General features: G+C 30.4%; 14 protein-coding genes. 9 read left to right on the forward strand and 5 right to left on the reverse strand.

Features of this window, described 5'->3' with window-relative positions; all coding sequences use genetic code 11:
• Positions 1 to 23 precede the first annotated feature (23 nt).
• From ASC41_RS04940 to ASC41_RS04960, 5 genes are all read left to right on the forward strand, one after another.
• Positions 24 to 986: a DUF368 domain-containing protein gene (locus ASC41_RS04940; protein WP_055435533.1), complete on the forward strand. Its 963-nt coding sequence runs from the start codon at positions 24 to 26 to the stop codon at positions 984 to 986.
• Entirely contained in the window at positions 986 to 2,005 is a 1,020-nt protein-coding gene (locus tag ASC41_RS04945; RefSeq protein ID WP_055435534.1) for a DUF368 domain-containing protein, read from the forward strand. The genes ASC41_RS04940 and ASC41_RS04945 overlap by 1 nt, the downstream gene beginning before the upstream one ends.
• Positions 1,998 to 2,735, forward strand: coding sequence for a shikimate dehydrogenase family protein (locus ASC41_RS04950; protein WP_055435535.1), 738 nt, complete (start codon positions 1,998 to 2,000; stop codon positions 2,733 to 2,735). The genes ASC41_RS04945 and ASC41_RS04950 overlap by 8 nt, the downstream gene beginning before the upstream one ends.
• Before the next feature lie 102 nt (positions 2,736 to 2,837).
• On the forward strand, positions 2,838 to 4,859 hold the full coding sequence (locus tag ASC41_RS04955; protein WP_055435536.1) for a DUF349 domain-containing protein: 2,022 nt from the start codon (positions 2,838 to 2,840) through the stop codon (positions 4,857 to 4,859).
• A gap of 80 nt (positions 4,860 to 4,939) precedes the next feature.
• The gene (locus ASC41_RS04960) at positions 4,940 to 5,725 is read left to right on the forward strand and encodes a CPBP family intramembrane glutamic endopeptidase (RefSeq protein WP_055435537.1); all 786 of its coding nucleotides are present in this window, start codon (positions 4,940 to 4,942) and stop codon (positions 5,723 to 5,725) included.
• A 388-nt stretch (positions 5,726 to 6,113) separates the two neighbouring features.
• Here the strand turns inward: ASC41_RS04960 and mazG are convergent, their stop codons facing one another.
• The 4 genes from mazG to ruvX form a co-directional block, all read right to left on the reverse strand.
• Complete coding sequence (gene mazG / locus ASC41_RS04965; RefSeq protein ID WP_055435538.1) at positions 6,114 to 6,887, reverse strand: nucleoside triphosphate pyrophosphohydrolase; 774 nt, start codon at positions 6,885 to 6,887, stop codon at positions 6,114 to 6,116.
• Positions 6,888 to 6,974: 87 nt separating this feature from the next.
• On the reverse strand, positions 6,975 to 7,391 hold the full coding sequence (locus ASC41_RS04970) for a DUF5606 family protein (protein ID WP_055435539.1): 417 nt from the start codon (positions 7,389 to 7,391) through the stop codon (positions 6,975 to 6,977).
• Positions 7,392 to 7,448: 57 nt separating this feature from the next.
• Positions 7,449 to 8,039 carry a peptide deformylase gene (gene def / locus ASC41_RS04975; protein WP_055435540.1) on the reverse strand — a complete coding sequence of 197 codons (591 nt, stop codon included), beginning with the start codon at positions 8,037 to 8,039 and terminating at the stop codon, positions 7,449 to 7,451.
• Between the two features lie 4 nt (positions 8,040 to 8,043).
• A complete protein-coding gene (gene ruvX, locus ASC41_RS04980; RefSeq protein ID WP_055435541.1) occupies positions 8,044 to 8,454 on the reverse strand; it encodes a Holliday junction resolvase RuvX in 411 nt (136 codons plus the stop codon).
• Positions 8,455 to 8,738: 284 nt separating this feature from the next.
• Between ruvX and ASC41_RS04985 the strand changes: the two genes are divergently transcribed.
• Genes ASC41_RS04985 through ASC41_RS05000 form a run of 4 tightly spaced genes read left to right on the forward strand, consistent with a single transcriptional unit; the run spans position 8,739 to position 13,291 of the window.
• Positions 8,739 to 9,554: a 2,3,4,5-tetrahydropyridine-2,6-dicarboxylate N-succinyltransferase gene (locus ASC41_RS04985; protein ID WP_055435565.1), complete on the forward strand. Its 816-nt coding sequence runs from the start codon at positions 8,739 to 8,741 to the stop codon at positions 9,552 to 9,554.
• Between the two features lie 10 nt (positions 9,555 to 9,564).
• Positions 9,565 to 11,433 (forward strand): LTA synthase family protein, encoded by a 1,869-nt coding sequence (locus ASC41_RS04990; protein ID WP_055435542.1) that lies wholly within the window; start codon positions 9,565 to 9,567, stop codon positions 11,431 to 11,433.
• A gap of 37 nt (positions 11,434 to 11,470) precedes the next feature.
• Positions 11,471 to 12,535 carry a glycosyltransferase family 9 protein gene (locus ASC41_RS04995; protein ID WP_055435543.1) on the forward strand — a complete coding sequence of 355 codons (1,065 nt, stop codon included), beginning with the start codon at positions 11,471 to 11,473 and terminating at the stop codon, positions 12,533 to 12,535.
• Entirely contained in the window at positions 12,536 to 13,291 is a 756-nt protein-coding gene (locus tag ASC41_RS05000) for a glycosyltransferase family 2 protein (protein WP_055435544.1), read from the forward strand.
• On the opposite strand, the gene ASC41_RS05005 is transcribed toward ASC41_RS05000, so the two are convergent.
• Complete coding sequence (locus tag ASC41_RS05005) at positions 13,288 to 14,052, reverse strand: lipopolysaccharide kinase InaA family protein (protein ID WP_055435545.1); 765 nt, start codon at positions 14,050 to 14,052, stop codon at positions 13,288 to 13,290. The two genes, ASC41_RS05000 and ASC41_RS05005, sit on opposite strands and share 4 nt — an antisense overlap.
• Positions 14,053 to 14,094 lie beyond the last annotated feature (42 nt).

Genomic DNA, 14,094 nt, shown 5'->3' on the forward strand with positions numbered 1-14,094 from the left:
TGATTTGACACAAAATTTAAAGCATGCAAAGAAAACTTCAAGACTATTTTATAATCGCCTTTAAAGGTATTGCAATGGGAGCAGCAGATGTTGTTCCTGGTGTTTCTGGAGGAACAATCGCTTTTATTTCAGGAATTTACGAAGAGCTATTAGAAAGTATAGATAATTTAAATTTAAGTTTTTTTAAAGTATGGAAAACTCAAGGTTTTAAAATAGCATGGAATAAAATTAACGGTAATTTTTTACTCTCTTTGTTTTCAGGAATTGCAATTAGTATTTTCTCTCTAGCAAAAGCAATAAAATGGTTATTATTTAACGAACCTATTTTATTATGGTCTTTTTTCTTTGGGTTAGTGTTGTCAAGTATATTATTTATTGGAAAACAAATTAAATCATGGAATCTTCCAGTAATCTTATTATTAAGTTTAGCAGCAGTTGGATCTTATTTTATTACAATTGCAGAACCTTTTGCTTCACCAGATAGTAACCTTTATTTGTTGTTTTGTGGAGCTATCGCTATAATAGCTATGATATTACCAGGCATTTCAGGTGCTTTTATATTACTTATCTTAGGAGCCTACCAAACAGCTATTAATACAGTAGACGATTTACTTCAAAGTGTAATTACTTTAAATTTTGAGCTATTCAAAGATGCTTTTATTAAATTTCTAATGCTTTCAGTTGGAGCAGTTATTGGTATTAAAGCGTTTTCGAAAATATTAAATTGGATGTTTAAAAACCATAAAAATTTAACTCTGGCTATTTTAACTGGATTTATGATTGGTTCTTTAAATAAAATTTGGCCTTGGAAAAAAGTGCTAGAATTTCGCACAAACTCACATGGAGAAAAAGTACCTTTTATAGAGCAAAGTATATCACCTTTTAATTTTGAAGGAAACCATCAATTAGGATTATCTATTGTATTAATAATATTAGGTTTTTTAACTATTTTTATTTTAGAAAAAATAGGTTCTAAAAAAGGATAATGCAAAGCACGCGAACATTTAAAGACAAACTTTTCTTAATCTTAAAAGGATTAGGAATGGGAGCTGCCAATAAAGTTCCTGGTGTGTCTGGAGGTGTTGTTGCTTTTGTTGCAGGATTTTACGAAGAGTTTATTCACTCACTAAAACGTGTAAACTTCACTGCTTTTAAACTATTGTTTAACGGTAGATTTAAAGCGTTCTTTAACTATATAAATGGGCGATTTTTAAGCTTATTATTCTTAGGAATGTTGGTTAGTTATTTTAGTATTTCTAAAATATTAGATTACTTTATAAAACATTATGAACTCTATGTTTGGAGCGTTTTCTTTGGTATGATTATCGGTTCCATTTATTACATAAGCAAAGATTTTAAAGACTGGAAAATCACTACATATTTAGCACTAATTATTGGAGCAATTATAGGTATTAGCATCAGTTTTCTAGATCCAGCAATGGAAAATGATAATCTTTGGTTTGTATTTATTTGTGGAATTATTAGTGTTTCCGGGATGACGTTACCTGGTTTTTCGGGTTCCTTCATCTTAATTCTTTTAGGTAATTATGTGTTACTTTTAGTAGACTCTGTAAATGCGCTTTTTGATACTTTTTCCGAAGTTATTATAGGAGATTTTAGCTTTACTGCAAATATAGAACGCATAAGAATGCTACAAGTACTTGGTGTTTTTACTTTAGGTTCTGTTGTTGGACTCGTTACATTCTCGCATGTACTAAGTTATATTTTAAAACATTACAAAAGCGTTACAACAGCATCAATTATTGGGTTTATTATAGGATCGCTAGGTGTTGTTTGGCCATGGAAAGAAACTATTTTTAAAACTAATAGCTTTGGCAGCGAAATTTTAGATACTCGCGGAAAACATATTATAGAAAATTATTACCGTTATATTCCAGAACATAATATCGAAACTTTTATTGCTATATTTTATATTATTATAGGCATTATTATCGTTTTAGGTTTAGAATGGTACGGCAGAAAAACAAAAAAAATATATGCGTAGATTTGGATTAATAGGTAAAGATATCTCTTATTCATTTTCAAAAAACTATTTTAAAAATAAATTTGAAACTGAAAACATAAAAAAGACAACATATGAGAATTTTGATCTAGACAACATTACTTTATTTCAATCAAAATTAAAACAAGAAAACAATATAAAAGGCTTTAACGTTACTATACCTTATAAGGAAAGTATCATGCCTTTTTTAGATAAATTAAATAAAAAAGCAAAAGCTATTGGTGCAGTAAACACTATTAAAATAAGTAAAAAAGGAAAACTAACTGGCTACAATACAGATTTTTACGGATTTAAAAACACAATAAAACCTCATTTAAAATCACATCACAAAAAAGCACTTATCCTTGGTACTGGCGGTGCAAGCAAAGCCATTGCCTATGCTTTAAAGACGTTAAACATTAAATATTTATTTGTTTCAAGAAACCCATCAAAGGAAGATGAAATTTCTTATGCAGAGCTTTCAGAAAAAATTATTACAAAACATCAAATAATAATAAACTGCACGCCATTAGGAACATATCCAAACATTAACATCTGTCCAGATATTCCTTACGATTTTATCTCAAAGAAACACATTCTATTCGATTTAATTTACAATCCTAGCGAGACAAAATTTTTAACTATTGGAAAAATAAGAAACGCAACAATTATCAATGGTCAAAGAATGTTAGAATTCCAAGCTGAGAAATCTTGGGAAATTTGGAACAAGTAAAAAATAGCATTTTAACCAAAAAACAATTTGAAAGCCATATTAAAACTCAAGTTTTAGTATCTTTAAAGTCTAAATTATATTTAACAAATAACATTTTATAAAATGTCAGAGCAAGATAACCTGCATAACGCAGACGGAAACGAAGAAAAAAAAGCACAAGAAAACACATCTAATGAGAACGTTGAAACAACAACTGAAGAAGTAGTTGAACAAACAACAAACTCACAAGAGGCTCAAAAAAAGAGTACTGAAGATGATGTAATTAACGAGATTGACGACTCTAATGCAGAAGATGCAGAAGACGAAGGTGTAAGTGAGCGTCACAATATCGAAGATAAAGACTACAGTGAAATGTCTTTAGATGCTTTAGTTATCGAGCTAGAAAAACTGGTTGAAAACCAAAAAGTACAAGCCATAAAAAAGCATGTAGAAGCTATAAAGAATGAATTTAACGAAAAATTCAATGTCCTTGTAGAAGAGAAAAAACAAGAGTTTTTAGACCAAGGTGGTAACGAAATAGATTTTCATTACACAACACCATTAAAACGTAGCTTTAATGATGCTTACAAAGAATATCGTCAAAAAATAAAAGCACACTTTAAAAGTCTAGAAAAAGGCTTAAAAGATAATTTATCTACGAGACTTCAAATTATAGAAGACATTAAGGCCCTTACGGACCTTGACGAAACTATGAACACAAAGTATAAGCAATTTAAAGAACTACAAGACCAATGGAAAGCTGCAGGTTCTATACCTAGAGACAAGTATAATAATGCTTGGAATAGCTACCATTTTAATGTAGAACGTTTTTACGATTTATTACACTTAGATAGAGATTTACGCGATAAAGATTTTGAACACAATCTTGAAAAGAAGACCAAAATTATTGAGCGTGCCGAAGAATTAGCAAAAGAAGAAAATAACAATCGTGCATTTAGAGAACTACAAGCTTTACACAAAATGTGGAAAGAAGAGTTAGGTCCAGTTGCAAGAGAACATAGAGAACCTATTTGGGATCGCTTTAAAGAAGCTACAAAGATTATTAATGATAAACGTCAAGAATATTACAACCACTTAGATAGCCTTTACGAGAAGAATTTAGAGTTTAAACATGGTATTATTGCAATTATTGAAGAAAAAACCAATGATCCAGGAAACTCGCATAAAGATTGGCAAAAAAAGATAAAAGAAGTAGAAATGCTTCGTGAAGAATTTTTTAAAGCTGGTAAAGTACCACTTAAAGTTAACGAGGCAACTTGGACTAAATTTAAAGTTGCTGTGCGCGAATTTAACCACAAAAAGAACTCGTATTACAAGAGTCTAAAGAAAGACCAATACGATAACCTTGATAAAAAACTAGATTTAATTAAAATTGCCGAAGCCAATAAAGACAGTGACGATTTTGAAGCTACAACGCAGTTAATGAAAAAAATACAAGGCGATTGGAAAAAAATTGGTCATGTACCAAGAAAGGATAGCGATAAAATTTGGAAGAAATTTAGAGCTGCATGTAACCATTATTTCGATCGTATTCATGCCAAAAGAAATGAAGCTAGTGCTGAAGAGGAAAAAGCATACACTGAAAAAGAAACTTTTTTAAAGACTGTTACAGACACAAAACTATCTGGAGAGCAAAAAGCAGATTTAGCTATCATTAAAGATTACATTGCAAAATGGAAAACTATTGGTCGTGTTCCTGGAAATAAAAGAAAAATTGAAAGTGATTTTAATAAAGCATTAGACACTTTATTTGGCGCTTTAGATATGAATAAAAATGAAGTTGAAATGATGAAGTTTGAAAACAAACTTCAAGATTTATCTTCTGCTAAAGACCAAAGAGCTTTAGAAAATGAATACAACTTTATTCGTCAGAAAATTAGCGAAATCAATGGTGAAATCAATCAGTTGGAAAACAACTTATTATTTTTTAAACATGCCGATGAAAAAAATCCGCTTGTAAAATCGGTTTACGATAACATCAAAAAGCACACAGAATCTTTAAAAATTTGGAAAGCTAAGCTGAAAAAAATCAAGGTTATGGAAAATGCTAAAGCGAAAGCTGAAGCTGAAGAAAAAGCCGCTGCTGAGGCTGAAGCTAAAGAAAATACTGACGCTACAGAATAAGGTTTTATTTACATTATATAATATACAAATGCTTGTCCTTAGTGATGAGCATTTTTTTGACATTATAATTTCAAAAAAAAATGAATATAATAAAAGCTTTTTTCTACACAGTTTTAATATTTGTTTTCTGGGTAGCAATTCAACTAATAATATTATTGCCTTTTAAAGGTTTTTTTTATAAAATTGAATACAACTCGACCGCTTTTGGAATAATAGATATTACATCTAAAGTTGGCGCATTTTTATTAATATATGTTTTCTTTTGGAAGCCAAATTTTGATTTTAAAAAAACTCAAATTTTAAAAAATTATAATCCTAACATTTATTTATACATACTGTTAATTGTACTTGGATTAAATTTAGCACTAAGACCATTTTGGAATTTTGAATTAATAATATCAGATTACTTTCAAAACGCAGTGTTTAGAGGAAACTCTAAAACAATAAACCTTTCTATTTTTAATATAATTTCATTAATTATAATTGCTCCAATAATAGAAGAATTATTTTATAGAAAATTCCTATTAGAAAAATTAGCACAAAAAAACGGGAAATTAGTATCATTATTAATTTCAAGTTTATGCTTTTCAATTATACATATTGAAACTCCTAATAATTTAATACCTTCTTTTATAGTTGGAATGATTCTAGGATTGATTTATCTAAAAACTCAAAAAATAGGTTATTCAATAGTATTACATTTTATTTTTAATCTTGTTTTCATAATAAGTGTAAGCATGGAATACTCAAATAACCATTGGTTATTTGGTACTAATTTTGATGTAATCTACTGGTTTCTATTTGTAAATGGGATACTATTAACCTACTTAGGTGTTAAACAAATACTATCTTCAAATACTAAATAAAATCCCAATATTCGTTAAGATTAGTTTCACTAACTGTATTTAATCAGATTTTGTTTTTGTAAATGCAAAATATAATAAAAACCAAATCCTGCTCGATTATACATCAAACAGGATTTTGGCTCCTAACTAAACTAACCAATTATTTCTATTTCGCTTACTAGAAATAATTTTTTTTTTATAAAATGATCTATTAAAAAGTTTACGCTATTAACCAATTTTCCTATGAAAGGTATAGACCATTTGTATTATATACGCAGACATTCCTCTTTTGGATCACGAAGAGTAAAAAAAGTTTTGTTTTATTAGTTAGAATGATATATTAAAAGTCCAAAAAGCCTATGACAGAAGAGAAAAGACATAAATTTTAGCTTAATAAAAAAATATTTAATTACAGTTTTTTGGCTTCCTCCCAAAAAACATCCATTTCAGCAAGTGTCATGTCTTTTAAATCTTTGTTTAGAATTTTTGCCTTAGATTCTAAGTATTGAAATCGTTTTGTGAATTTTTTGTTGGTTCTTTCTAAAGCGTTTTCAGGGTTTATATTTTTATAACGCGCATAATTAACTAATGAGAATAAAACATCTCCAAATTCGCTTTCCATAGCATCTGCATCGTTTTTAGCAACCTCTACTTTAAACTCCTCAAGCTCCTCCTCTACTTTTTCCCAAACTTGTTCTGGTTCATCCCAATCGAAACCAACTCCTGCTACTTTATCCTGAATTCTACTTGCTTTTACTAATGCGGGTAAACTTTTAGGCACACCTTCTAAAACACTTGTTCTACCTTCTTTTAGCTTTAGCTTTTCCCAATTACGCTTCACCTCTTCTTCGTCTTTTACTTTTACATCTCCATAAATGTGTGGATGTCTATGTATTAGTTTTTCGCAAATAGAGTTACAAACGTCTGCAATATCAAAGGTGTTGGTTTCGCTTCCTATTTTCGCATAGAATACGAGGTGTAATAGTAAGTCTCCAACTTCGTTTTTTACTTCTTCTAAATCATTATCTAAAATAGCATCTCCCAGTTCGTAGGTTTCTTCTATGGTTAAGTGACGTAAGGTTTCCATGGTTTGTTTCTTATCCCAAGGACATTGCTCACGAAGCTCGTCCATAATGGTTAATAAACGATCGAATGCTTTTAATTGATTGGCTCTAGAATTCATATAAAAAGTGTTTTTGTAAAGATATTTAAAACAAAAAAAATCCAGCTAAAAAGCTGGATTTTAATTTATAGTAATGAAGTAGAATTTCTATTCTTCTTCGTCAGATTTTTTAGGAGCTTCTAAATCTAATAAATCATTTTTTTGAAGCATGTTATACCATTGTATTACTTTCTTGATATCGCTTGCATAAACTCTATCTTCATCGTAATCTGGTAACACCTCGAAAAAATACTCTTCTAATTTATCTTTAGATTCTTTATGACTTACAGAAGTTTGCTCACCATTTTCTTTAGTTTTAATTTTAACTAAAACCTCGCGTAATGGCACTTCTTCAGTTAAAGTATAAATAGCTATTTCGCTTAGTATACTAACGTTTTGTTGAATTCCAACAGAAATTTTACGATTATCTAATAAAGACTTTGCAATAAATCCACCTCTGGTTTGCGTGATTAATTCGTATAAACCTGGTTTTCCTGAAATTGCTAATATTTTATCTAATGCCATATTTGTTTTTTATTAAGGAGCGCAAATATCTTGTACTCGATTATGTTTTGCAAGTTTTTAACGCTTCTTTTTCATGTTAGGGAATTTCATTCTGTAATCTACAGCAATTTTCCCTTTAGAAATGTTTAGTAACTTTCCTTTTATTAAACGTTTTTTTAGGCTAGATAATTTATCTGTAAACAGCACACCTTCTATATGATCGTACTCATGTTGAAACACTCTTGCTGCTAAACCATCTAATTCCATAGTGTGCTTTTTAAAGTCTTCGTCTAAAAACTGTACTTTAATGTTTGGTTTTCTAAACACATCTTCGCGAACGTCTGGAATACTTAAACAACCTTCGTTAAAAGCCCACTCGTCTCCAGATTCTTCAAGAATAACAGGATTTATAAAGGTGTGCTTGAAAGTCTCTAAGAAAGCACGCTCTTGATCATCAAGAATATCATCGTCTGCAAAAGGAGATGCATCTACCAAAAACATACGTATTGGTAAACCTATTTGTGGCGCTGCTAAACCAACACCAAAAGCACCGTGCATAGTTTCATGCATGTTTACTATTAACTCCTTTAAATTAGGATAATCTTTTGCGATTTCTTTCGCTTTTACTTTTAAAACTGGATCGCCATAAGCGACTATTGGTAATACCATATTATTATATATTGTAAAGGTAACTTTGTAATATTATTGTTGCACTAATCTCATCGACCAATGCCTTGTTTTGTCTTTGCTTTTTCTTTAACCCACTATCAATCATGGTTTGTACTGCCATTTTAGATGTAAAACGCTCGTCTACACGTTTAACTGGGATATCTGGAAAAAAAGTTCTTAGCTTACTTATAAAAGGTGCTATTAAAACTTCGCTTTCGCTAGCTTCGTTGTTCATTTGTTTGGGTTCGCCCACTAAAAACAACTCTACGTTTTCTTTTTTAGTATATTTTTTTATAAAATCTAACAACTCTCCTGTTGGCACTGTAGTTAATCCTGAGGCGATAATTTGCATATCGTCTGTAACAGCTAATCCTGTTCTTACTTTACCATAATCTATTGCTAGAATTTGAGCCATTGTTAATTTTTATGCAAATTTAGTTATTCTATACTACATACATAAATATTATGCCAAATTATAAATAGAGGTTATATTTGCGTGAAGGATGGAACGGTTTGTTTGAAATCCTTTTTTATTTTTTGATTACGCATAGCGGAATTAACAAATAAAAAAGATTGAGTAGTGACAGCCTGACCTTTAGGGCACGCCAAAAAAAAATATTAAAAATAGATTTAAGATTAGATTTCTGTCTTTATTGAAATAAATTCTGCTTAAACACAGAAATGAAAAACACACAATTAATGAAAGCATTACAACAAACCATTGAAAACGCTTGGGATAACCGAGATTTATTAAAAGAAGATGCAACACAAACTGCTATTAGAAAAGTGGTAGATTTACTTGATGAAGGTACTTTACGCGTTGCAGAACCTGTTGCCGATGGTTGGCAAGTAAACGAATGGGTTAAGAAGGCTGTTGTGTTGTATTTCCCTATTCAGAAAATGGAAACATTGGAGGTTGGTATTTTTGAATATCATGATAAAATTCCATTAAAAACAGGTTACAAAGAAAAAGGAATCCGTGTGGTACCAAATGCGGTTGCAAGACATGGTGCTTATATTTCTGCAGGTACTATTTTAATGCCTAGTTATGTAAATATTGGTGCTTATGTAGATGAGGGTACTATGGTAGATACTTGGGCTACTGTTGGTAGTTGTGCACAGATTGGTAAAAATGTACATTTATCTGGTGGTGTTGGTATTGGTGGTGTTTTAGAGCCTTTACAAGCTGCTCCAGTTATTATTGAAGATGGTGCTTTTATTGGTTCGCGTTGTATAGTTGTTGAAGGTGTACATGTAGAAAAAGAGGCGGTTTTAGGTGCTAATGTTGTTTTAACAATGAGTACTAAAATTATAGATGTTACTGGTGATGCGCCTGTAGAAATGAAAGGCCGCGTGCCTGCACGCTCTGTAGTTATCCCTGGTAGTTATACTAAAAAGTTTCCTGCTGGAGAGTTTCAAGTACCTTGTGCTTTAATTATTGGAAAGCGTAAAGAGAGTACTAACAAAAAAACTTCTTTAAATGATGCGTTACGTGAGTATAACGTGGCTGTTTAATTAAAGTAAAATGACAAATTATTATAAAAGTCTAACGCTATTTGCTAAGCGTATTTTATTAGTTGTAATAATTTACCAAATATGTAGATTACTATTTTTAGGGTTTAATTTTAATGCTTTTAATTCGCCTTTTCTAGGTTCATTTATTGGAGGCTTAAGGTTTGACCTTTCTGCTATTGCTTATACTAATTTACTTTTTGCGTTATTACATTGTATTCCTGGCAAGTTTAAATACAGTGTAATTTATCAAAAAGTACTTAAAATATTATTTTACGGTGTAAACCTTTTCTTTATACTTACCAATTTTGTAGACTTTGTTTACTATCAATTTACTGGGAGACGTAGTACTTACGGCATGTTAACTGCCCAAGGTATGGAAAAGGAAGTTAAAGGACTTATGTGTTCTTTTTTATTAGAATTTTGGTATTTGCCTTTACTTGGTGTTATACTTTCTTTTGCTTTTTATAAAGCTATTCCTAACTTAAAACGACCTGGTTTATATATAAACCAGTCTAAAATAGATTACGCAAAACAATCGCTTATCTTTATTCTGGTAATGGGTTTTTTATTACTTTTAGGAAGAGGAGGTTTACAAAAAAAACCACTTCGTATTATAGATTCTAGCAGTTATGGAGCATTAAACAACGCTTCGTTAGTATTGAATACTCCTTTTTGCGCTTTAAAAACGTTTAATAAAAAGGAAACTTTAAGTAGTCCTAAATATTTTTCGAAGACGGAATTAGATGCCGTTTTTAGCCCAGTAGTAAATGTTAGTCCTGAAAAAGAGACGAATAAAAAGAATGTAGTTTTAATAATACTTGAAAGTTTTGGAAAAGAAAACCTGAAGATTGGAGCGACTCCTTTTTTAGATTCTTTAATAACAAAATCTTATTATTTTGAAAATGGTTTTGCTAACGGAAAACTATCTATAGATGCTGTACCGTCTACTTTAACAAGTATACCTAGTTTATTAAAACATTCTATTATTACATCTAGTTATGCCGTAAACAAAGTAAATGGTTTACCTAGAATTTTAAAAGAAGAAGGCTATAACACGTCCTTTTTTCATGGTGCTTTTAATGGCAGTCAAAACTTCGACCAATATTGTAAAGTCGCAGGTTTCGATGCTTATTATGGAAAAGATGAATATGACGGTCCAGAAGCTTTTGATGGTAGATGGGGAATATTTGACGAAGAGTTTCTACAGTTTTTTAATACAAAACTAACAACTTTTGAAGAGCCATTTTTTAGTACTGCTTTTACAATTTCGTCTCACAATCCTTATATTATACCAGAGAAATATCTTGGGAAATTCCCGAAAGGAAATTCTAAAATATACGAGACCGTTGCTTATTCAGACTTTGCTTTAAAGCGCTTTTTTGAAGCAGCAAAAAAAGAAGATTGGTACAAGAATACCTTTTTTGTTATTACCGCCGATCACAGTTCACCAATAATTAAAAACGAATTACATAATACCAACGTTGGTAAGTTTAGAATTCCTGTTTTATTTTTCGATCCTTCTAACCAAGAATTAGTTGGTACGCACGAAAAGAACTTTCAGCAAATTGATATTTTACCTTCGGTTTTAGATTATTTAGGAATTGAAAAACAAATAATTAGCTATGGTAAATCTTACACCTCTAATAAAGATTTTGTAGTTTATTACCTTGCTAATATTTATCACCTTATTGATGGTGATTACTATTTAGCCTTTAACGGCACTAAAACTTTAGGATTGTATAATTTTAAAAACGATCCGTTATTAAAAAAGAATTTACTCTCAATAGAACCTGAGAAAGCTAAGTCTTTAGAAAAATTTATTAAGGCTTATGTGCAATCGTTTAATGAACGTATGATAAATAATAATTTAACTTTATAGTCTGTATTTTACAACAATAGACTTATAACTAATTGGCATGAAGATTCTCGTAATTCAACAAAAAATGATTGGTGATGTGCTTACAACAAGCATATTATTTGAAGCTTTACGTACAAAATATCCAGAAGCTCAGTTAGATTACCTTATCAATTCTCATACATTAGCTGTTGTTGAAAATAATAAAAACATCGATAATTTTGTTCTGTTCACCAAAGCTGAAGAAAATAGCAAACTTGGGCTTTTAAAATTTGCTAAAGCTTTAAAGCAGAAAAAATATGATGTTATAATAGATGTTTATTCTAAAATTTCTAGCAATATTATCACTCTTTTTTCTGGTGCAAAAACAAAAATTTCTTACTACAAGCATTATACTACGTTTGTATACAATCACAATATTAAAAGGCTTAATAAAACAGAATCTAAGTCTGGTTTAGCCATTGTAAACCGTTTACAATTATTAAATCCGCTAGGTATTGAAACTACCGAAGCGAAACCAAAAATATATTTAACTCCCGAAGAGGTTGCCAATAGCAAGCAGTTTTTAAAAGACCATGCTATAGATTTTAGTAAGCCGCTTTACATGATTAGTGTTTTAGGAAGTGGCACTAACAAAACCTATCCTTTTGCTTTTATGGCAAAGGTTATAGACCGTGTTGCAGAACAAACTGGTGGTCAGTTATTATTCAATTATATACCTAACCAGAAAGAACAAGCACGGGCTATTTATGATTTGTGTAAACCTGAAACGCAAAAACTTATTTTCTTTAATGTCTTCGGAAAAAATCTTCGTGAATTTCTAGCGATTACCAAACATTGCGATGCTTTAATTGGTAATGAAGGTGGTGCTGTAAATATGGCAAAAGCTTTAGATATAAAGACCTTCGCCATTTTTTCACCTTGGATTAGTAAAGACGATTGGAGTCTTTTTGAAGATGATAAACAAAACGTTTCTGTACATTTAAAAGATTACAAGCCAGAAATTTATAGTAATACTACAGAAAAGGAAATGAAAAAAGAAGCTTTGGAGCTTTACCAACAATTTTCTCCTGCCTTTTTTGATGAAAAATTAAATGTATTTTTACAACAAACTATAAACCTTTAAATGCAGAAGCTAACAGCTATAATACCAACTAAAAACGAAATTGATAATATTGAAGCAGTTATAGCATCGGTAGATTTTGCAGACGAGATTTTGGTTATTGATAGTTTTAGTGATGATGGTACGTTTGAAAAAGCAACTACTCTAGCAACAAAAGTTATACAGCGTAAGTTTGATTTTTATGGTACTCAAAAGAACCATGCTATTGCTCAAGCCAAACACGAGTGGATTTTATTGGTTGATGCAGATGAGCGCGTTACTCCAAAATTAAAAACCGAGGTACTTTCTATTTTAAATCAAGATAAAATTGAACACGATGCTTTTAATATAAAACGCATAAACCATTTTATGGGAGAGCGCGTTAATTATAGCGGTTGGAGAAACGATAGTGTGATTAGACTTTTTAAAAGAGATGTTTGTAAATACGATAATCGCCACGTACATGAAGCACTTATTGTTAATGGAAGTGTTGGACACTTAAAACAAAAATTCTTACATTACTCTTACCGTAGCTTTAACCATTACATGCAAAAAATGGATCGTTACGCCACATTGCAAGCTAAAGATTACGACAAAAAAACAGGCCGTTTAACTCCTTATCATTTTTTTATTAAACCTTTTTGGGGCTTTGTAAAACATTATATTATACAAAGTGGTTTTCGCGATGGCGTTGTAGGCTTAACCATTGGCTACGTGCAAGGCTATGTAGTATTTATGCGTTATATAAAATTGTGGTTACTTAGAAAAAATAGAACTTAATCGTATTTTTTCCAGAACTTAATTTTTTGCTTTATTCTTCTACGTCTGTGAAAAGACTCTTGAAACTCTTGTGTTTCATGCCACATTAAATTAAATACTTTTTCGTAATCCTCATTAATTAATTTAGCATACTCATCACTCATTATTTCAATCATACTTTTATGAATGGTAAGCTTTGCGAAGTTTTTAATACGCTTTTCGAAAGTCATGGTTTCAAAATTCATTCGATTTAAATCCACCAAGTAAAATTTATAATCTCCGTTATTGTATTTAATTAATGTATTTCCAGGAGAATGATCTAAAAAATTAATTCCTTTTTCGTGTAAATCGAATGTAAACCTTGTAAAGGCTCTTAATATCGTTTCATAATTAGGAATATTAAAATCTGATGTTAATTCTCGATACGTAATATCGTCGTTTAACTGCTCGCTTATATAATAGCTTTTTCCGAATAATATCCCTGAATTAATTTCGTAAAACGCTACTGGTTCTGGCGTGCCTACAGATAATTCTTTTAGCCTATTAGCATATTCAAAAGAACGCTGCGCTTTACTTTTTCTAAAGAATTTATAGACTACTTTATTTACAATGTTTGGTTTTTTAAAAGACTTTACATTTAGTGTTTTGTCTTCTAATTTAAAAAGACGCAGACTATTTCGGTCTTGATTACCAAAGGCCTCTCCTCTAGTCTCATAATTTAATATAAAATCGTCTAGAGTTTTGGTATGTTTTGTATATGTTGAATTTATTACTTTACGCATGTGCTAAACAAATATAGAAGTCTTTAATTTTTGGAAGTTAAA

The sequence above is a fragment of the Lacinutrix algicola genome (assembly GCF_001418085.1).
In the GTDB taxonomy this organism is placed as follows: domain Bacteria; phylum Bacteroidota; class Bacteroidia; order Flavobacteriales; family Flavobacteriaceae; genus Lacinutrix; species Lacinutrix algicola.